Origin of the sequence: Micromonospora sp. NPDC000207 (genome assembly GCF_040300925.1) — a bacterium.
Lineage (GTDB): Bacteria > Actinomycetota > Actinomycetes > Mycobacteriales > Micromonosporaceae > Micromonospora.
This window is the reverse complement of the sequence record NZ_JBEPEQ010000105.1, coordinates 1-20,494: the sequence shown is the minus strand read 5'-3', so window position 1 is coordinate 20,494 and position 20,494 is coordinate 1. Positions and strand designations below refer to the sequence as shown.

17 protein-coding genes and 1 tRNA gene are annotated in these 20,494 nt (G+C 72.1%); 16 read left to right on the top strand and 2 right to left on the bottom strand.

Annotated elements, in window-relative coordinates; translation table 11 throughout:
• From ABT336_RS22145 to ABT336_RS22120, 6 genes are all read left to right on the top strand, one after another.
• Positions 1-688 (top strand): hypothetical protein (locus ABT336_RS22145; RefSeq protein ID WP_350898615.1); only part of this gene is annotated, 688 nt, incomplete at its 5' end.
• 1 nt (position 689) lies between these two features.
• Complete coding sequence (murJ, locus tag ABT336_RS22140; protein WP_502891234.1) at positions 690-2,327, top strand: murein biosynthesis integral membrane protein MurJ; 1,638 nt, start codon at positions 690-692, stop codon at positions 2,325-2,327.
• Positions 2,328-2,394: 67 nt separating this feature from the next.
• Positions 2,395-3,576, top strand: coding sequence for a glycosyltransferase family 4 protein (locus tag ABT336_RS22135; protein WP_350898613.1), 1,182 nt, complete (start codon positions 2,395-2,397; stop codon positions 3,574-3,576).
• On the top strand, positions 3,576-5,816 hold the full coding sequence (locus tag ABT336_RS22130; protein WP_350898611.1) for a hypothetical protein: 2,241 nt from the start codon (positions 3,576-3,578) through the stop codon (positions 5,814-5,816). Before ABT336_RS22135 ends, ABT336_RS22130 begins: the two co-directional genes overlap by 1 nt.
• Before the next feature lie 252 nt (positions 5,817-6,068).
• Positions 6,069-7,784, top strand: coding sequence for a CTP synthase (gene pyrG / locus ABT336_RS22125; protein WP_350898609.1), 1,716 nt, complete (start codon positions 6,069-6,071; stop codon positions 7,782-7,784).
• Entirely contained in the window at positions 7,781-8,398 is a 618-nt protein-coding gene (locus ABT336_RS22120; RefSeq protein WP_350898607.1) for an NUDIX domain-containing protein, read from the top strand. The genes pyrG and ABT336_RS22120 overlap by 4 nt, the downstream gene beginning before the upstream one ends.
• Positions 8,399-8,585: 187 nt before the next feature.
• Here the strand turns inward: ABT336_RS22120 and ABT336_RS22115 are convergent, their stop codons facing one another.
• Positions 8,586-8,840 carry a TM2 domain-containing protein gene (locus ABT336_RS22115; RefSeq protein WP_350898605.1) on the bottom strand — a complete coding sequence of 85 codons (255 nt, stop codon included), beginning with the start codon at positions 8,838-8,840 and terminating at the stop codon, positions 8,586-8,588.
• 277 nt (positions 8,841-9,117) lie between these two features.
• On the opposite strand from ABT336_RS22115, the gene ald reads away from it, so the two are divergent.
• The 10 genes from ald (at position 9,118) to ABT336_RS22065 (ending at position 19,367) form a co-directional block, all read left to right on the top strand.
• Positions 9,118-10,233: an alanine dehydrogenase gene (gene ald / locus ABT336_RS22110; RefSeq protein ID WP_350898603.1), complete on the top strand. Its 1,116-nt coding sequence runs from the start codon at positions 9,118-9,120 to the stop codon at positions 10,231-10,233.
• A gap of 26 nt (positions 10,234-10,259) precedes the next feature.
• Positions 10,260-11,246 carry a site-specific tyrosine recombinase XerD gene (locus ABT336_RS22105; RefSeq protein ID WP_350898601.1) on the top strand — a complete coding sequence of 329 codons (987 nt, stop codon included), beginning with the start codon at positions 10,260-10,262 and terminating at the stop codon, positions 11,244-11,246.
• Positions 11,247-11,617: 371 nt separating this feature from the next.
• The gene (locus ABT336_RS22100; protein ID WP_350898599.1) at positions 11,618-12,541 is read left to right on the top strand and encodes a ParA family protein; all 924 of its coding nucleotides are present in this window, start codon (positions 11,618-11,620) and stop codon (positions 12,539-12,541) included.
• Positions 12,542-12,591: 50 nt separating this feature from the next.
• Positions 12,592-13,710, top strand: a complete 1,119-nt coding sequence (locus ABT336_RS22095) for a segregation and condensation protein A (RefSeq protein WP_350898597.1) — start codon at positions 12,592-12,594, stop codon at positions 13,708-13,710.
• A 4-nt stretch (positions 13,711-13,714) separates the two neighbouring features.
• Positions 13,715-14,740, top strand: coding sequence for an SMC-Scp complex subunit ScpB (gene scpB / locus ABT336_RS22090; RefSeq protein ID WP_350898595.1), 1,026 nt, complete (start codon positions 13,715-13,717; stop codon positions 14,738-14,740).
• A 259-nt stretch (positions 14,741-14,999) separates the two neighbouring features.
• Entirely contained in the window at positions 15,000-15,788 is a 789-nt protein-coding gene (locus ABT336_RS22085) for a pseudouridine synthase (RefSeq protein ID WP_350898617.1), read from the top strand.
• Between the two features lie 148 nt (positions 15,789-15,936).
• Positions 15,937-16,617, top strand: coding sequence for a (d)CMP kinase (gene cmk, locus ABT336_RS22080; protein WP_350898593.1), 681 nt, complete (start codon positions 15,937-15,939; stop codon positions 16,615-16,617).
• Between the two features lie 52 nt (positions 16,618-16,669).
• A complete protein-coding gene (der, locus tag ABT336_RS22075; RefSeq protein WP_350898591.1) occupies positions 16,670-18,073 on the top strand; it encodes a ribosome biogenesis GTPase Der in 1,404 nt (467 codons plus the stop codon).
• Positions 18,074-18,219: 146 nt separating this feature from the next.
• Positions 18,220-18,293: transfer RNA gene (locus tag ABT336_RS22070), tRNA-Pro, on the top strand.
• Between the two features lie 114 nt (positions 18,294-18,407).
• Positions 18,408-19,367: a tyrosine-type recombinase/integrase gene (locus ABT336_RS22065; protein ID WP_350898589.1), complete on the top strand. Its 960-nt coding sequence runs from the start codon at positions 18,408-18,410 to the stop codon at positions 19,365-19,367.
• Positions 19,368-19,940: 573 nt separating this feature from the next.
• Here the strand turns inward: ABT336_RS22065 and ABT336_RS22060 are convergent.
• Positions 19,941-20,354 (bottom strand): mCpol domain-containing protein, encoded by a 414-nt coding sequence (locus ABT336_RS22060; protein WP_350898587.1) that lies wholly within the window; start codon positions 20,352-20,354, stop codon positions 19,941-19,943.
• Positions 20,355-20,494: the final 140 nt, after the last annotated feature.

Genomic DNA, 20,494 nt, shown 5'->3' with positions numbered 1-20,494 from the left:
GTTCGGTGCCGGGAGCGTCCCCGCCGGGGCGGCCACCCTGGTCGCCGGTCTCGCCTCCGGCGCGGTGGGGCTCTACGACGACGTGGTGGGAGCCCGCCCCGAGCAGCGGACGGCGAAGGGGTTCGCCGGTCACCTCGCCGCCCTGCGCCAGGGGCGGGTCACCGCCGGTCTGGTCAAGGTCGTCGGGGTGGGTGCCGCCGGGCTCGGTGCCGCGGCGCTGCTCGCCGCCGACCCCACGGTGCGGGGGCACCGACACCGGCAGGGTCAGGGTCCGCTGCGCGGTGCCGTCGACGTGCTGCTCGGTGCCGGGGTGGTGGCCGGGACGGCGAACCTGGTGAACCTGCTGGACCTGCGTCCGGGGCGGGCGGCGAAGTCCGGCCTGCTGTTCGGTGCGCCGCTGCTGGGTGGGGTGCACGGTGGGATCGCCGCCGGGGCGGTCGGTGCCGCCGCCGGTCTGCTCCCCGCCGACCTGGACGAGCAGGTGATGATCGGCGACAGTGGGGCCAACGCGCTCGGCGCGGTCCTCGGTGTCGGGTTGGCAGCGCGTACCGGTCCGGTGGGCCGGGCCGCCGCCCTGGCGGTGCTCGCCGGGCTCACCGCCGCCAGCGAGAAGGTCAGCTTCACCCAGGTCATCGGGCGGACGCCCGGCCTGCGGGAGCTGGACGAGCTGGGCCGTCGAACCGACTGACGTGACGAAACCGGCCCCCTCGGTCGGCGTCGGTCAGGTGGCCGGGGCCGCCGCCCTCATCGCCGTGCTGACCGTGTTCAGTCGGCTCGCCGGCTTCGGCCGTACCGCAGTGTTCACCTGGGTGGTGGAGCTCAGCGACCTCGGCGGCATGTACGTCGTGGCGAACTGGGTACCGAACATCATCTTCGAGATCGTCGCCGGTGGGGCGATGGCGAGTCTGGTCGTACCGCTGCTGGCCGGTGCGGTGGCCGCCGGTGACCGGCGGTCGGTGGCCGCCACCACCGGGGCGTTGCTGACCTGGACGTTGACCCTGCTGGTGCCGTTGGCGGTGCTGGTGGCGGTCTTCGCCGACCCGATCATCGCTGCGGTCGGGGACAGGCCGTCGGCACCGGAGTTGGACGCCGGAGCGCGGATGCTGCGGGTGTTCGCCCCCCAGCTGCCGCTGTACGGCATCGGCATCGTGTTGACCGGGGTGCTCCAGGCGCACCGCCGGTTCGCCTGGCCGGTGATCGCGCCGCTGCTGTCCAGCCTCACCGTGATCGTGGTCTACCTGGTCTTCGGGGCCACCGAGGGGCGCGGGGCGTCGGTGGCCGAGGTCGGCCGGGGCGGGGAGCTGGTCCTGTCGGCCGGTACCACCCTCGGGGTGGTGGTGCTGTCGCTGTCGCTGCTGGTGCCGCTGCGTCGACTGGGGCTGCGGCCCCGGTTCGGGTACGCGTTCCCGCCCGACGCCCGGGCCCGCATCGGTGGTCTGGCGGTGGCCGGTGCGGTCACCGTCACCGCCCAGCAGGTGGCGTTGCTGGTGGCGTTGAACCGGGTGTCCGGCGGCCCGACCGGGTCCCCACAGGTGTTCAACCTGGCGCAGACCATGTACCTGCTCCCGTGGGCGGTCCTGGCGGTGCCCCTGGCGGTCGCCGCCTATCCGACCCTGGCCGCCGCCTCGGCCGGCGGGGACGAGGCCGGATACCGGCGGACCCTGGCCTCGACGACCCGGGGGGTGCTGCTGTTCAGCTTCCTCGGCGCGGCGGCGCTGGTGGGCACCGCCGTCCCGGTGGCCCGGTTCTTCTATCCCGAGCAGCCCGCCGCCACGGCGGCGGCGATCGTCGGGTTCGCTCCCGGCCTGGTCGGGTACGGCCTGTTCGCGGTCCTGTCCCGGGCCCTGTACGCCAGGGGTGACACCCGGCCGGCCACGGTGGCGATCACCCTCGGGTGGCTGGCGGTGCCGGTGGCGGCGCTGTCGTTGGCGGCGCTGCTGCCCACCGCCGACCGGGTGCTGGCGGTGACCCTCGCCAACTCCCTGGGGATGCTTCTGCTCGGTGTGCTGCTGCTGGCGGCGGTGGCCCGTACGGCGGGCCGGGGGGCGCTCACCGGTGCCGCCCGGGCCGGTGTCGCCGGTACTCTCGCCGGGGTGCTCTCCGCCCTCGCCGGGGCGGGTGTGGCCCGGCTGCTGGCCGGGGTGGGCGACGGCACCCCGACGACACCGGTGGCGCTCGGCCAAGGCATGCTGTCCGCAGTCGTGGTCGGTGTGGTGTTCCTCGCCGTGGCCTTCGCCGCCGACCGGCGGGACGTGCAGCCACTGCTGGCCGCAGTGGTGAGGCGGACCGGTGCGGTGGGTCGGCGGCTCGGGCGGGGCACCCGGTAGTCGTCCGGCCGTTGCACGAGAACGACACGCCCCGTCAGCGGGGTGACGGGAAGGAGACGGTGTCCCGATGACCGACGCCACGTCGGCACCCCGGTGGACCGGCAGGGTCGCCCTGCTGCTCGCCTCCAGCACCGGAGGGGTGGGACAACACGTCCGGTCGGTGGCACGGGGTCTGACCGCAGCCGGTGCCGACGTCGTGGTCTGCGGACCGGCGGCCACCCAGGAGCAGTTCGACTTCACCGCCGCCGGGGCCCGGTTCCAGCCGGTGGAGATCCCGGCCAGCCCCACCCCGGCCGACGCCCGGGCCGTCGCCGCGCTGCGTCGGGTCCTCGCCGCCGATCCGGTGGACGTGGTGCACGCCCACGGTCTGCGGGCCGCCCTGGTGGCCGCGCTCGCCCGACCGTCCGTACCGCTGGTGGTGACCTGGCACAACGCGGTGCTCGCCACCGGAATGCGGGGCCGGTTGTCCCGGCTGGCCGAGCGGGTGGTGGCCCGGTCGGCGACGGTGGCGCTGGGAGCGTCGGCCGATTTGGTCGAGCGGGCCGCCGCGCTGGGTGCCGTGGACGCCCGGCTCGCGCCGGTCGCCGCCCCCGCCCGACCGGCGGCGACGCGTCGCCGGGCGGCGGTCCGGGCCGAGTTCGGGGTCGCCGCCGACCAGGCGATGGTGCTGTCCGTCGGTCGGCTGCACCCGCAGAAACGCTACGACGTCCTCGTCGACGCGGCGGCCCGGTGGCGGACCCGGACCCCACCCCCGGTGGTGGTGGTCGCCGGGAGCGGACCGGCGTACCTGCCGTTGGCCGCCCGGATCTCCGCGACCCGGGCCCCGGTGACGCTGCTCGGGCACCGCGACGACGTGGCCGACCTGCTGGCCGGCGCGGACCTGGCCGTGGTGACCAGCGACTGGGAGGCCCGGCAGTTGTTCGCCCAGGAGGCGCTGCGCGCCGGGGTGCCGTTGGTGGCCACTGCGGTGGGCGGGCTGCCGGAGCTGGTAGGCGACGCGGCGCTGCTGGTGCCCGCCGGGGACGTCGACGCCGTCGACGCCGCCGTGGGGAGCCTGCTCGACGACGTGACGTTGCGCGCCGACCTGGCGGCCCGGGGCCGGGTGCAGGCGGCGACCTGGCCGACGGAGCAGGACACGGTGGCCGCGCTGGAGGCGCTCTACACCGAGGTGAGCCCGGCGTCGACCGCCGAGCGGAGCCGGACGACGGCACCCGGTGACTGTGGCACCCCGCCGGCGGGGCACCAGTGATGCTGCGTCGACTCGCCCCGATCCTGTTGACCCTGGTGGTGGTGGCGCTGGCGGTCACCGCGCTGACCGCGCGGCCCGGCGACGGCCGGGCGGCCCAGCAGCGTGCCGACTTCGTCGTCCTCGTCGGGATGGCCGGTCTGCGGTGGGACGACGTCGATCCGCAGAACACCCCGAACCTGTGGCGGATGGCCCGGGACGGTTCCATCGGTTCGCTGTCGGTGCGGTCGGCGTACCACCCGACCTGCCCGGTGGACGGGTGGTTGACGTTGGGCGCGGGGAACTACGCCGGGTGGAACGGGGGCCGTCCGGGTGGGGAGTGCCCGCCCTCGGGGGTGGCGGTGGAACAGCCGGACGGGATCGGCGCGAACCTGCCCGACCAGGAGAGCGTGGTCATGCACAACCAGGACCAGCTGTCCTGGGGGGCGGTGCCGGGGGCGCTGTCGGAGTCGGTGCGCTGCTCGGTCGCCGTGGGCCCGGGTGCGGCGGTGGCGGCGGCCCGCCCGTTCGGTCGGGTGGACCGGTACGCCCCGCAGCTGCCGGCCGACCCGGCGGAGCTGCTCGGGTCCTGTGTGCTGAGCATCGTCGACCTGGGCACCGTCAGCGGTGAGGATCCGGCGGTCCGGGCCGAGACGGTCCGCGCCGCCGACGCCGACCTGGCCCGGGTGTTGGCCGCCCGCCCGCCGCAGTCCCTGGTGGTGGTGGCGGGGATCTCCGACACCTCGCGGCCCTCGCGGCTGCACGTGGCCGTCGCCGACGGCCCGGGATGGGACGCCGGGTGGCTCACCTCGGCCACCACCGGCCGGGAGGGCTACCTGCAACTGGTCGACCTGGCGCCGACGGCCCTGGCGGTGCTGGGCCGTCCGATGCCGGAGCGGATGTTCATCGGCCGCCCGGCGGTCGCCGTGGAGGGACGACCGGCGGACCTGGCCACGGCGATCAGGGCCTCCGCCGACGCCGACCGGGAGGCCGGCGCCCAGCGGCGCGTCGCCGAGGGTTTCTTCACCGTCCTGGCGGCCGGTCAGGTGCTGCTCGCGGTGGCGGTGCTGCCGCTGCTGCGCCGGGCCCGCCGGGATGCCGGGCCGTTCGGCCCGCAGCCGGTGTCGCGCCGGGTGGTGGGGGTGGTGGAGGTGCTCCTCGTCGCCGCCGCGTTGGCGGTTCCGGCGGCGTTGCTCGCCGACCTGGTGCCGTGGTGGCGGGGGGAGCACGCCGGGTGGTACTTCGCCCTGGTGACAGCGGCGGTGCTGGTCGCGGCGACGTCGATGGTGCGGTTCGCCCCCGGGTGGGCGACCACGCTGGGGCCGCTGGGAGCGGTCGCCGGGGTCGCCACAGTGGTCGTCGGCGCCGACGTGCTGACCGGGGCGCGGTTGCAGCTCAACGGGGTGGTCGGCTACTCGGCGTTGCAGGGTGGCCGGTACGCCGGGCTGGGCACCGTGGGGCTGGGACTGTTCATCGCCGGGTCGCTGCTGACGGGTGGCTGGCTGGCCCAGCGGGTCCGTCGGGCGTGGCGGCCGATGGTGATGGTCACTGTCGGGGTCGCGGCGGTGGTGGTCGTCGGGAGCCCGTACCTGGGGGCGGACTCGGTGGGGGCGATCGCCCTGACCGCCGGGGTGAGCGTCGCCGCGGCGATCAGCGCCGGGGGCTGGTTGACGATCAGCCGGTTGGCGTGGGCGACGATGGCCGCGCTGGCGGTCACAGTCGGTTTCGCCGTGTTGGACCTGCGTCGACCGGCCGCCGAGCGGGGCAGCCTGGGCCGGTTCCTGGCCGCGTTGGGCGACGGGACCGGCGGGTTGACGGTGCACAGGTCCAGTGCCGCGAACGTGGAGACCCTGATGAACAGCCCGCTGACGGTCCTGGCCGTGGCCGGGGTGCTGCTGGTGTGGTTCGCCCTGCTCCGCCCGTGGGGTGGGCTGATGCGGTTGTTCGGGATCTACCCGGCGATGCGGGGGGCGATGGCCGGGACGGCAGTGGCCGCCGCCATCGGGGGTCTGCTCGGCGGTGCCGCCCTGGACGTGGCCGGTGCGGCGGGTGCCCTGGTGGTGCCGATGGCGGCGTTGGCGGCGTTGCGGGTGCTTGACCACTCCGCCGACCGGAGCCAGCCGCCGGGGGACCGGCCCCAGGACGTGATCCGGGGAACGGGTCGGCCCGCGTCCGCCGGGTCAGAGGCGGCGGCGGACGCCCCGTCGGGTACGACGTCGACGGAGCCGCTCGCCCGGTCGACGGGGGGCGTCGCCCCGGCCTGAGCGGCAGCGGCGACCGGTGTGACAGGCGTGAGCGGCGGTGTCGAACCGGTGCGGGTGTTGCCGGTGTGACCGCCCGAGCGGCAGTGGGGGGTGACCTCGGGTGCACCCTGCGGGTGGCCGTCGGGGAGGTGTTACCGTGGAATCCCGTGGATCGCGTGATCACTTCGCCCGACCCAGCCGTCTCCGGCTGGCGGTTGGCACTGATCGGCACGGCGGTCTGCACGACCGCGACGGACGACACGGGAGCAGGCGTTGGCCCCAACAGCACAGACGACCAGGCACATCTTCGTCACCGGAGGGGTAGCCTCCTCGCTCGGTAAGGGCCTCACCGCCTCCAGCCTCGGCAATCTGCTCAGTGCCCGGGGGCTGCGGGTGGTGATGCAGAAGCTCGACCCGTACCTCAACGTCGACCCGGGGACGATGAACCCGTTCCAGCACGGTGAGGTCTTCGTCACCGAGGACGGGGCCGAGACCGACCTGGACGTCGGCCACTACGAACGGTTCCTCGACAGTGACCTGTCGGGGAAGGCGAACGTCACCACCGGGCAGATCTACTCCGACGTGATCGCCAAGGAACGGCGCGGCGAGTACCTCGGCGACACCGTCCAGGTCATTCCGCACATCACCAACGAGATCAAGGCGCGGATCCTGGGCATGGCCGACCCGGACCAGGACGGGCAGGTCCCGGACGTGGTGATCACCGAGGTCGGTGGGACCGTCGGCGACATCGAGTCGCTGCCGTTCCTGGAGGCGATCCGGCAGGTCCGCCACGACCTGGGTCGGGACAAGTGTTTCTACCTGCACGTGTCGCTGGTGCCGTACCTGGCCCCGTCGGGTGAGCTGAAGACCAAGCCGACCCAGCACTCGGTGGCGCAGCTGCGCAACATCGGTATCCAGCCCGACGCCATCGTGTGCCGCTCGGACCGGGAGATCCCGGACAAGCTCAAGCACAAGCTGTCGCTCTACTGCGACGTCGACCGGGAGGCGGTGGTCGCCGCCCCGGACGCGCCGAGCATCTACGACATCCCGAAGGTGCTGCACCGGGAGGGCCTCGACGCGTACGTGGTGCGCCGGTTGGGGTTGTCGTTCCGGGACGTGGACTGGACCCGCTGGGACGACCTGCTGGAGCGGGTGCACCAGCCCCGGCACACCGTCACCGTCGCCGTGGTCGGCAAGTACGTCGACCTGCCGGACGCGTACCTGTCGGTCAGTGAGGCGATCCGGGCCGCCGGGTTCGGCCACCGGGCCCGGGTGAAGCTGCGGTGGGTGCCCAGCGACGACTGTGTCACCCCCGCCGGTGCGGCGGCGGCCCTGGCCGGGGTGGACGGCATCCTGATCCCCGGCGGGTTCGGGGTCCGCGGCATCGAGGGTAAGATCGGCACCACCCGGTACGCCCGGGAGAACGGCATCCCGCTGCTGGGGCTCTGCCTCGGCCTGCAGTGCATGGCCATCGAGGTGGCCCGGCACCGGGCGGACCTCGACGGCGCGAACTCGCTGGAGTTCGACGAGGAGGCCGACCACCCGGTCATCGCCACCATGGCCGACCAGGAGGACATCGTCTCCGGCAAGGGTGACCTGGGCGGCACGATGCGCCTCGGGGCGTACCCGGCGGTCCTGACGCCCGGGTCGATCGTGGCCGAGGCGTACGGCACCACCGAGGTCAGCGAGCGGCACCGGCACCGGTACGAGGTGAACAACGCCTACCGGGATGCGTTGGACCGGGCCGGTCTGCGGATCTCCGGGACGTCCCCGGACGGCCGGCTGGTGGAGTTCGTCGAACTGGACCGGGACCTGCACCCGTTCTTCGTGGCCACCCAGGCGCATCCGGAGCTGAAGAGCCGGCCCACCCGGCCGCACCCGCTGTTCGCCGCGTTCGTCAGGGCCACCATCGACTACTCGGAGGCCGACCAGCTTCCGGTGGACCTGGCCGAGCCGGTGTCGGCGGCGTCGGCCGGCTCCGCCTCGTGAGCGCCGTCGAGCACCGCTACGACCTGCGTTCCCGGCAGGAACGCTACGCCGGGCCGATCTTCGCCGTGGTCAGCGACGAGGTGGCCATGCCCGGTGGCGGGACGGCCGGCCGGGACTGGGTACGGCACGTCGGGGCGGTAGCCGTCGTCGCCCTCGACGACGCAGACCGGGTGGTGTTGATCAGGCAGTACCGGCACCCGGTCGGTCGGCACCTGTGGGAGCTGCCGGCCGGGCTGGTCGACGTGGCGGGGGAGGACCTGCCGTCGGCGGCGCTGCGGGAGTTGGCCGAGGAGGCCGACCTGGCCGCCCGTACCGTCGACACCCTCGTCGACGTGTTCAGCTCGCCGGGATTCACCAACGAGCTGGTCCGGGTGTTCCTCGCCCGGGACCTCTCCGACGTGCCCGTCGACCGGCGTCACCAGCGCCGGGACGAGGAGGCCGACCTCCAGGTCGTCCGGGTCGACCTGGACGAGGCGGTGTCGAAGGTCCTGGCCGGGGAGATCACCAACGCGTCCTGCGTGGCCGGTCTGCTGGCCGCCGCCCGGGCCCGGGACACCGGGTGGTCGGCCCTGCGCCCCGCCGACGCGCCCCTGCCCGGCAGGGCCACGTCCTGACAGCCCTGTCGTACGGCGGGGGTGTCCTCGCCGTACGACGGGGGTCGGCCCTACCACCGGTGTGACCCCGCAGGTGGGGTGCCCACCGGACGTGGACACGGACCGGGGCCGCGCGGTGATCCGCGCGGCCCCGGTCTTCGGTTTCCTCACCCTTTCCGGACCCGCGAGGCCCGGAACAGGCGGTGGGTCAGTCCCGCAGCGGGCGTCCCTGACCGTCGACGCCACCGTTGATCAGGATCAGGATGCCGTCGACGAAGCCCCACAGGGAGCCGATGCCGCAGGTGACGAGGGTGACCACGAGCTGAAGGGCGCCGATCTTGGTGTCGCCCATGTAGAACCGGCCGACGCCGAAGCCGCCGAGCACGATGCCGAGGATGCCCGCGACGACCTTGCTCTTGTCGGACACGTTCGGCGGGTACTGCTGGTACGGAGGAGTTGTCATGAGGCGTCACCTTAGTGATCCCACGAGCGGTGTCCTGCACCAAGGGGTGGGTAGTGCGACGATAGTGCCCGGACGGATGAGGCGGCCTGACCCACCGGCCACATCACCCTGCCAACTCGGCAGGGTGGTCGACCACGGGCTGTCACACTGCCGGCTGCCGGCGGCTGACGGTACGCCTAGACTGCCGCCCACGGGACCGGTGGACCGGGCGGCAACGGGGCCGTCCCGCACCGCGTAGCCCGGGCGACCCCCGGCCCCGCAGAAAGGTGTCAGCATCGTGAAGGTCGGAATTCCCCGCGAGGTCAAGAACCACGAGTACCGGGTCGCCATCACCCCGGCGGGCGTCAACGAGTTCACCCGCGCTGGACACCAGGTCTTCGTCGAGGCGGGAGCCGGATCCGGATCCAGCATCAGCGACGCGGAGTACCTCGCCGCCGGGGCGCAGATCCTCCCCGGCCCCGACGAGGTGTGGCAGACCGCCGACCTGGTCCTCAAGGTCAAGGAGCCGGTGGCCGAGGAGTACCACCGGATGCGCCCCGGGCAGGTCCTCTTCACCTACCTGCACCTGGCCGCCTCCAAGGCGTGCACCGACGCGCTGGTCGACCGGAGGGTCACCGGCATCGCCTACGAGACCGTCGAACTTCCCGACCGGTCACTGCCGCTGCTCGCCCCCATGTCCGAGGTGGCCGGTCGACTCGCCCCGCAGGTCGGGGCGTACCACCTGCAACGGCAGGGCGGCGGACGCGGCGTCCTGATGGGCGGCGTCTCCGGGGTGTACGCGGCGAAGACCGTGGTCATCGGCGCCGGGGTGTCCGGGATGAACGCCGCCGCGATCGCCCTCGGCCTGCAGGCCGAGGTGCTGCTGTTGGACAAGAACGTGGGACGGCTGCGCCAGGCCGACGCCATCTACCGGGGACACCTGCAGACCGTCGCCTCCAACGCCTACGAGATCGAACGGGCGGTCCTCGACGCCGACCTGGTCATCGGGGCGGTCCTGGTGCCCGGTGCGAAGGCGCCGACGCTGATCAGCAACGACCTGGTGTCCCGGATGAAGCCCGGCAGTGTCCTCGTCGACATCTCCATCGACCAGGGCGGCTGCTTCGAGGACTCCCGGCCCACCACTCACGCCGAACCGACGTACCGGGTCCACGACTCGCTGTTCTACTGCGTGGCGAACATGCCCGGGGCGGTCCCGCACACCAGCACGTACGCGTTGACGAACGTCACCCTCCCGTACGCCCTCGAACTGGCCAACCACGGCTGGCGGGAGGCGCTGCGCCTCGACCCGGCCCTCGGACTCGGCCTCAACACCCACGACGGGCAGGTCGTCTACGGGCCGGTCGCCGAGGCACACGGCCTGACCGCCACCCCCCTGGCCGACGTGCTGGGCTGACCGGCCGGACACCCACGGCGAGTCCAGTGCCCCCGAACAACGCACAGACGACGAACCCGACCGGGGCGGCGGCACTGCACCGGGCCGTCGACGGCTACCTCGACCACCTCACAGTCGAACGCGGACTGTCGGCGAACACCCTCACCTCCTACCGTCGGGACCTGCGCCGCTACCTGACGACACTGGCCGAGGCGGAGGTGGTCGACCTGGCGGTGGTGGGCACCGGACTCGTCGAGACCCACCTGGCCCGGCTCCGGGCCGGCGACGACGACCACCCGCCGCTCGGCACCGCCTCGGTGGCCCGGGCGGCGAGCGCGGTCCGGGGACTGCACCGGTTCGCCCTCCGGGAAGGACTGACCGGCGGTGACCCCAGCCGCGACGTCCGCCCACCCACCCCGCCGCGTCGGCTGCCCCGCGCCCTGCCGGTGCAGGATGTGATCCGTCTCCTGGAGACCGCCGGGAGCGTGCACGCGGCGGGGGAGGGGACGCCCCTGGCGCTGCGGGACCGGGCGCTGCTGGAGTTCCTGTACGGCACCGGCGCCCGGATCTCCGAGGCGGTCGGCGCGGCCGTCGACGACCTCTGCGCCGAGGAGGCCACGGTGCTGCTGCGCGGCAAGGGCGGCCGGACCCGACTGGTGCCCGTCGGCGGGTACGCCCTCGACGCGGTCCGGGCCTGGCTGGTGCGGGGCCGACCCGGACTGGTCGCCGCCGGGCGGGGCACTCCGGCGGTCTTCGTCAACGCCCGGGGCGGGCCGCTGACCCGGCAGGGCGCGTGGACGATCCTGCGTCGGGCCGCCGCCCGGGCCGGTCTGCCCGTGGACGGGGCGGACGCGGTCTCCCCGCACACCCTGCGTCACTCGTACGCCACCCACCTGCTCGACGGCGGCGCCGACGTCCGGGTCGTGCAGGAACTTCTCGGCCACGCCTCGGTTACCACGACCCAGGTGTACACACTGGTCACCGTGGAGCGTCTCCGCGAGGTGTACGCCACCAGCCACCCCCGGGCACTGTGACCCGACCAGCCCCCCGACCCGGTGACCCGACCGGCCCCGCCCTGGCGACCCGACCGGCTTCGACCCGGCGGGCCGGGGTGCCGACCGGAGGGGCCCGGCCCGGTAGGCTGGATCGGCAGGCCGAGCAGGGTGCGTCCGCCGGTCGTCACCACGTCCGGGGTGCCCCGGACCGGCGGCGGCGCCGACCAGGGATGACCTGGTAGGCAGGGCGGTCGACACGCCGCACCGGTGCCGACCGGGGCGGCGGACGGTGGCGTACAGTCGGCATCGGCGCGGACCTCCTGAGGCGACAGCCGGGGTGCGCAGCGGCGCCGCGAGGGACGTCGGTCGGTTCCGACGTCGGGTGGACGTCGGGAGGGGGCAACAAGGACATGGCTGGCAACGGTGACCGTGCCGAGACCTGGACGTCGGAGCTCCGCGAGCAGCAGGCGTCGCTCGGCGCGGACCTCGGTCCGGCGGACCCGGCGGCCTACACGATGCGTAAACCCATTCCCGAGCCGATGCCCACCGACCGGCACGGTCCGGCCCGGATCATCGCGATGGCCAACCAGAAGGGCGGCGTCGGGAAGACCACGACGACCATCAACCTGGGTGCCGCCCTCGCCGAGTACGGGCGCAAGGTCCTGCTCGTCGACTTCGACCCGCAGGGCGCCCTCTCCGTCGGGCTCGGGGTCAACCCGCATAACCTGGACCTGTCGGTCTACAACCTGCTCATGCAGGACGACGTCACCGCCGAGGACGTCCTCATCAAGACCGACGTGGCCGGGCTGCACCTGCTCCCAGCCAACATCGACCTGTCGGCCGCCGAGATACAGCTGGTCAACGAGGTCGCCCGGGAGATGGCGTTGGCGCGGGTGCTCAGGAGCATCCGCAAGGAGTACGACTACATCCTGATCGACTGCCAGCCGTCGCTGGGCCTCCTGGCGATCAACGCGTTGACAGTCGCGCACGGCGTCCTGATCCCCCTGGAGTGCGAGTTCTTCAGCCTCCGAGGGGTGGCGCTGCTGCTCGACACCATCGACAAGGTGCGGGAACGGCTCAACTTCGACCTGGAGTTGGAAGGCATCCTCGCCACCATGTACGACAGTCGTACCACCCACTGCCGGCAGGTGCTGCAACGGGTGGTGGAGGCGTTCGGCGACAAGGTCTACCAGACGGTGATCACCAAGACGGTCAAGTTCCCCGAGTCGACGGTCGCCGGTGCTCCGATCACGACCCTCGATCCGGCCTCGTCCGGTGCCCGCAACTACCGGCAGCTGGCCCGTGAGGTGATCGCCGCCCAGGCGGAGCGGTAGAGGGTGCACCGCCACTCCGAGCCGCCCCACCCGTCGACTACGGTCGTCGGGTGACCGCCCCGCCCCTGGATCCGCCGCACGCGTCGCCCGAGACCGTGGCCGGTCCCGGCGACGCCGAGGCCGCCACCCAGGCGCAGGGCGGCGGGTTCACAGTCCGGCTGGAGAACTTCACCGGCCCGTTCGACCTGCTGTTGCAGCTGATCGGCAAACACAAGCTGGACGTCACCGAGGTGGCGCTGCACCGGGTCACCGACGAGTTCATCTCCTACATCCGCGCCATGGACGACCGCTGGGACCTCGACGAGGCCAGCGAGTTCCTGCTCATCGCCGCCACCCTTCTCGACCTGAAGGCCGCCCGGCTGCTCCCTGCCGCCGAGGTGGAGAACGAGGAGGACCTCGCCCTGCTGGAGGCGCGGGACCTGCTCTTCGCCCGACTGTTGCAGTACAAGGCGTACAAGGAGGCCGCCGCGTACATCGCCGACCTGGAGGCGGTCGGCGGTCGACGGTACCCCCGGGCGGTCACCCTGGAGGCCAGGTACGCCGAGGCGCTGCCCGACCTGGTGCTGGGCATCGGCCCGGAGCGGCTACGTGCCCTCGCGGTCCGGGCGATGACCCCGAAGCCGGTGCCCGAGGTGAGCATCGACCACGTGCACATGGTCCGGGTCAGTGTCCGGGAACACGCGGCGATCCTCACCGACCGGCTCCGCCGGGCCGGCATCGCCTCCTTCTCGCTGCTCTGCGCCGACTGTGACACCACCCTGGAGGTGGTGGCCCGGTTCCTGGCCCTGCTGGAGCTGTACCGGGAGGGTCTGGTGGCGTTCACGCAGGACCAGGCCCTGGAGGAGCTGACCGTACGCTGGACCGGCCCGGCCGACGGCGGCCCGGAGCTGACCATCGACGAGTACGCCGGCACCGACGCCCCGGACCCGGCAGGTGACGCGCGACCCGCAGCCGACGGACCGGACCCGACCGGCGACGATGCGGACCCGGCTGGCGACGATGCGGCGCCGACGGGCGAACCGGACCTGACGGGCGACGTTGCAAACTTGACGGGCGAACCGGACCCGACGGGCGGTGTTGCGGAACCGACGGGCGAACCGGAACCGGCAGGTGGCGGTGCGGAGGCGGGCATCGGCGGGGCCGACCCCGCCGAGACGAGCGAGGAGTGACCGGATGAGCGACGAGCAGCGCCGGGACTCCCTGGCCGACCAGGCCGCCGCCTGGGTGCCGCCGTGGGCACCCGAACGCCGGTCCGGCGCATCACAGGACGGGACCGGACCGGAACCGTCGACCCCGGCTTCGGAGGCGGCCCCGGCGTCGGACCCTGATCCGACTCTGGCCCCGGCTTCGGAGGCCGCCCCGGCGTCGGACCCTGATCCGACTCTGGCCCCGGCTTCGGAGGCCGCCCCGGTCTGGGACCCTGACCCGGCCCCGGCTTCGGACGCCGCCCAGCTCTCTGACGCGGCCCCGACATCGGCCCCGGTCCCGGCCGTCGATTCCGGTTCTGGTCCTGTCGACGCCGACCTCGGGACCGGTGCCCCCGGTCCCGTCGACGCCGCCCCCGGTGCGGGCGAGAACCGGAACGCCGGTCGGACGGGCCGTCGGGGACGAGGACGGCGGGCCGCCCCGGAACCGGTGGTGGCCCCCACGCTCGACGACGACCGACTGCGCGGTGCCCTCGAAGCGATCCTCCTGGTCGTGGACGAACCCGTCAGCGAACTCCTCCTGGCCCAGATTGTCGAGCAGCCACCGGAACGGGTCGGGCGGATGCTCGACGAGATCGCCGCCGGCTACACCGCCGCCGGACACGGCTTCGACCTGCGCCGGGCCGCCGGGGGCTGGCGGCTCTACACCCGGCCGGAGTACGCCGGATACGTGGAGCGGTTCATCCTCGACGGGCAGTCCGTCCGGCTGACCCAGGCGGCGCTGGAGGCCCTGGCCGTGGTCGCCTACCGGCAGCCGGTCTCCCGATCACGGATCTCGGCCATCCGGGGTGTCAACTGTGACGGGGTCATCCGTACCCTGGTGTCTCGGGGTCTGGTCGAGGAGTGCGGCACCGAGCCGGACAGCGGCGCGTTCCTCTATCGCACCACCACCCTGTTCCTGGAGAAGCTCGGGCTGAACTCGGTCGCCGAACTGCCGCCGCTGGCCCCGTTCCTCCCCGACGACGTAGAAGAGCTTGCCGATGCCACGCGATGACCGCCCCTCCCGCTCCGACCACCGCTCCGCCGGTCGCGGTGACCGCGCCACCTCCCGAGGCGACCGGACCACCGGCCGCAGCGACCGCGACCGGACCACCGGCCGCAGCGACCGCACCGCCTCCCGCAGTGACCGCACCACCGGCCGCAGCGACCGCACTGCCGGTCACGGTGACCGCACCGCCTCGCGCGGTGACCGTGCCACCACCTCCCGGGGCGAGCGCGGTGAGCGGGGTACCGCCGACCGGCCGCGTCGCTCCGTGCTCGGTGCCGTCGGCCGCCCCGGCCAGAGCACCCGGCCCGCACAGCCCACCGAGGCCGTCGAGGGGGAGCAGCGCCTCCAGAAGATCCTCGCCGCCGCCGGTGTCGGATCCCGCCGGGCCTGCGAGGACCTGATCTTCCGGCGTCGGGTCACCGTCGACGGGCGGGTCGCCCAACTCGGCGACAAGGCGGACCCGGCCACCGCCGTCATCCACGTCGACGGAGAACGCCTCGTCACCGACACCAGCCTGGTGTACCTGGCGATGAACAAGCCACGCGGAGTGGTCTCCACGATGGCCGACGAGAAGGGCCGCACCGCCCTGGCCGACTTCCTCGACGGCTGGGCCGACCACCGGGTCTACCACGTCGGGCGGCTCGACGCGGACAGCGAGGGCCTGCTCCTGCTCACCAACGACGGTGACCTCGCCCACCGGCTGATGCACCCGTCGTACGAGGTCGCGAAGACGTACCTGTGCGAGGTGTCCGGCCCGATTCCACGCAACCTCGGCAGGCGACTCACCGACGGCATCGACCTCGAGGACGGGCCGGTCAAGGTCGACTCGTTCCGGGTCCTGGACACCGTGGGACGCACCGCGCAGATCGAGGTCACCCTGCACGAAGGGCGCAAACACATCGTACGGCGGATGATGGCCGAGGTCGGTCACCCGGTGTCCCGTCTGGTGCGTACCTCCATCGGACCGATCCGCCTGGGCGACCTGCGCAACGGGCGGACCCGACGCCTCACCAACGCGGAGGTCGCCGCCCTGTACAAGGCGGTACGTGACTGACCCGTCATTGGCGGGTACGGCTGCCGGTAGGCTTCCGTGCGGCCCAGCGGCGGGCGGTGTCCCGCTCGGGAACGCGCCGGGAGCGCCGGGCATCATTGACGGACGACCGTTCACCGGTCGGGGTCGACACGGGCTGAGGAGGAACACGGTGGTGGAGAACGTACCGACCGGGCGTTGTGTGGTCGCAGTGGATGGGCCGTCCGGTTCGGGGAAGTCCACCGTCTCCCGGCGGCTGGCCACCGGACTCGGCGCCCGCTACCTGGACACCGGCGCGATGTACCGGGCGATCACCTGGGCCGTGCTGCGCTCCGGGGTCGACCCGGCCGACGCCGAGTCGGTGGCCAAGGTCGCCGGCGAGACCGACCTGCGCATCGGCACCGACCCCAAGGGGTACGGCATCACCGTCGACGGGGTCGGCGTGGACGCCGACATCCGGGGCGCCGACGTGACCGGGGCGGTCTCCGCCGTGGCCGCCGTACCCGCGGTCCGGGCCCTCCTGGTCGGACGCCAGCGGCAGATGATCGACAACGCCGGTCGGATCGTCGTCGAGGGCCGCGACATCGGTTCGGTGGTCGCCCCCGACGCCGACCTGAAGGTGTACCTGACCGCCTCGGAGGCGGCCCGGGCCGCGCGGCGCAGCGCCGAAGACGCCGCCGACGTGACGGCCACCGCCGCCGACCTGGCCCGACGCGACCGCCTGGACTCGACCCGCAAGGCCGACCCGTTGCAGCAGTCCGCCGACGCGGTCGTCCTGGACACCACCGAGCTGGGCATCGACGAGGTCGTCGACCGGCTACGTGCGCTGCTCACCGAGCGGGGAGTGGCATGAGGTCGCGTACGGCCGTCCTGCGGGACGTACCGACGCGGAGCGGGAGAACAGCATGAGTGACGACGGTGGTTGGGTGGAGTTGCCCGAGCCCGAGGTCGGAACCGACGAGTCCACCGGCCCGGTGCCGGTGGTGGCGGTCGTCGGCCGCCCCAACGTGGGCAAGTCAACCCTGGTGAACCGGATCATCGGCCGGCGGCAGGCAGTCGTGGAGGACATCCCCGGGGTCACCCGGGACCGGGTCCCCTACGACGCCCAGTGGTCCGGCCGGGCCTTCACGGTGGTGGACACCGGCGGGTGGGAACCGGACGCCAAGGACCGGGCGGGGGCGATCGCCGCGCAGGCCGAACTGGCGGTGGCCACCGCCGACGTGGTCCTCTTCGTGGTCGACGCAATGGTCGGATCCACCGATGTGGACGAGGCGGCGGTGAAGATGCTGCGCCGCAGCGCCAAGCCGGTCATCCTGGTCGCCAACAAGGCCGACAACGCCACCATCGAGATGGAGGCCACCTCACTGTGGTCACTCGGCCTCGGTGAACCGTTCACGGTCTCCGCCCTGCACGGGCGGGGCTCCGGTGACCTCCTCGACGCCATCCTCAAGGCCCTGCCGGAGGCCCCGGCGATCGTGGAGAACCGACCCCGAGGCCCCCGCCGGGTGGCGCTCGTCGGCCGCCCCAACGTCGGCAAGTCCAGCCTCCTCAACCGCTTCTCCGGGGAGGACCGGGCGGTCGTCGACTCCGTCGCCGGCACCACAGTCGACCCGGTGGACAGCCTCGTCACCATCGGCGGCGAGACCTGGCACCTGGTGGACACCGCCGGGCTGCGCAAGCGGGTCGGCCGGGCCAGCGGCACCGAGTACTACGCCAGTCTCCGCACCGCCTCGGCCATCGAAGCGGCCGAGGTGGCTGTGGTCCTGCTGGACGCCAGCGAACCGATCAGCGAGCAGGACCAGCGGATCCTGGGCATGGTCACCGAATCCGGCCGGGCCCTGGTGATCGCCTTCAACAAGTGGGACCTGGTTGACGCCGACCGCCGGTACTACCTGGACAAGGAGATCGAACGGGAACTCCGCCGGATCCCCTGGGCGCTGCGGCTGAACCTGTCCGCGATGACCGGCCGGGCCGTCGACAAGCTCGCCCCGGTCCTCCGCAAGGCCCTGGAGAGCTGGGAGACCCGGGTGCCGACCGCGCACCTCAACTCCTGGCTCACCGCCCTGGTACAGGCCACCCCGCACCCGGTGCGCGGCGGCCGGGCGCCGAAGATCCTCTTCGCCACCCAGGCCGGGGTGGCGCCGCCCCGGTTCGTCCTGTTCACCACCGGCCCCCTGGACGCCGGCTACCAGCGGTTCGTCGAGCGCAAACTCCGCGAGGAGTTCGGCTTCGAGGGCAGTCCGGTGGAGATCTCCGTACGCCCCCGCAAGAAGCTCGGCCCCGGCGGCCGGGGCAAGGCCCACGGCTGACCGAGGTCCGTCCCCCTGGGGTTGCCCCAGGGGGTGTAGGTGCGGTGAGGAGGGGTGTGTGGCGCGGGGTGGGGGCGGTCGGGGGGCCGCGCCGATCTTGCGCTAAGCTTTAGCGGCTGCCACAGGGGTGACCCGAGTGGTGGCATCGGGACGTGGCGCAGCTTGGTAGCGCACTTGACTGGGGGTCAAGGGGTCGTCGGTTCGAATCCGGCCGTCCCGACAGCGAGAGGGTTTCCGCAGGTCATCGACTTGCGGAGGCCCTCTTTTCATTGCTCGACATGGATGTCCGGTCTAGCACGCCGCTGTTGGACTCCTTGACTCGGGCAGGTGTCGAATGCCACTCCTCGATCTTCAGAAGCTCTCCGCCGGACTGTCCCGGACCTGGGCCGGGTACCTCCGGGACTGGGACCGCTCACTGCGGGCCGGGAACTACCCTCAGACCACCCGCTACAACTACCTTCTCGCCGCCGCGCAGCTCGGCCGGTACCTCGGGGAGCACTCGCCGGACCCGGACGCCGAGGAGGCGACCGAGGACCCGTGCGCGGTGACCCGGGGACACGTCGAGGCGTTCCAGGCCTGGATGACCCAGACCCGGTCGGCCTCGACCGCATTGAACAAGCACAAGGGACTACAGCAGTTCTTCAAGTGGCTGCTCGTCGACGAACAGGCGATCGACCGCACCCCGATGGACCGGGTACGACAGCCCAAGACCCCCCGCAAGCTCATCCCGGTGATGCGCGACGAGGACACCGGTAAGCTCCTCGCCGCGTGCAAGGGCAAGGGTTTCGCCAACCTGCGGGACGAGGCCCTGATCCGTCTCTACTGCAACACGGGAGCTCGACTCTCCGAGGTCGGCAACCTCCTGGTCGCCGACATCGACCTGAACACCGAGTCGGTGCACTTCCACGGCAAGGGCGCCAAGGACCGGCGGGTACGGTTCGGGCCCAAGACCGCCCGGGCGCTGAGCCGGTACCTCCGGGCCCGGGACAAGCACAAGGGCGCCGCCCTGCCGAACCTGTGGCTCGCCGAAAGGGGGAAGGCACCCCTGGCGCCCAACGGCATCAAGATCCTGCTCAAACGGCTCGGCAGCGCGGCCGGCGTCCCGGACGTGCACGCCCACCGGTGGCGCCACAACTTCGCCCACGAGTGGAAGCGGGCCGGAGGCGACACCGGGGACCTGATGCTCCTGCTGGGCTGGACCTCGGAGGACATGCCCCGCCACTACGGCGCCAGCGCGGCAGCCGAGCGAGCCCAGGAGACCCAGGTCCGACTGGCCATCGGCGAACGGGTGTAGGCGGCCATTGCCGACGGCGTGGCCGCGCGCAAGGATCGCGTGTGGCCACGCCACCGCTGGCGGGCATCGTACTGCGGCGAGGAGCCGAAACCTCCCATAGGAAGACACCATCCGGGAATCGTGGTTACCAAAGTTCCCGGCGAGATCCGCCGTCGCGATCACGGGGAGCTTCCTCACCGCGACTTCTTGGACACCCTGAATCACTGGTTGACTGGCCCCGCCGAACGGTGACTTATCCAAGTGGTGTCAACATGGCGACACACCGGACCGAAGGCATCGGTGGTGGCCATCAAACAGGCGGGACCGCGCAGACAGACTGGTCTCTCGTTGCCATGCTTCTCTTCCGCCCTGGCGTGAAGCTGATCAGCCTCTTCTGGCCTCGGAAATGATGACGAATGAAGGCCAGCCGAAGGCGCGGCTCAAGCAGTTCAAGCGTTGGTTCGCAATACCTGTGGGGGCGCATCGGCGAACACCTACCGTGGGTCCACGTGCAGCAGAGTGCAAGCGTGCCCTAGTGGAGAATTTTGTGTGCGGCGGAGGCTGCTCGGATACGGGGTTGAAATTCTTTGCCCATCATTCTGTCAGAGAGATTGCCTTGATGGCACCGCCCCCTTCGCCCTTTGCTAGGCTAAGAGCAACTGATGCCTGGTATGGGGTTCGACCAATTCCGGCTGACGCTGACAGGCCGGTCTCCTGACGATAAATGCTTAACAGGCTTTCTACGAAATCGTAGGAAACTTGACCACGGAAGAGAATGTTGTCTCCACATGCGAACAGAATGCTGCCTTCCTTGTGGTTAGATTTTACGGCGATTCGTATTTTTTCTATTGCTTGAGAGATTTTGTTGCTACGTGAACGAATCTCTGGTGCAGAATCCGTAGTGTCGGCCAATGCCTCGCCAATGAATTCGCCGGTTTTGTCTCCATCTATTCCCACGTACCAAAGTTCTTGACCAAGTGATTCCCTGTCTCTCACCTTAATTCTCACGAGATCATCGTCTTTGCCCACAAAAGATTGGAGCGATGAGGTGATTAAGAGCTCCTAACACGATCTTCATAGGGGTGGTTTGATCAAGCGTCGCCAGCAGATCAGGGCACAACCGAGACTCACGAGAGCTTCGTGGAGGT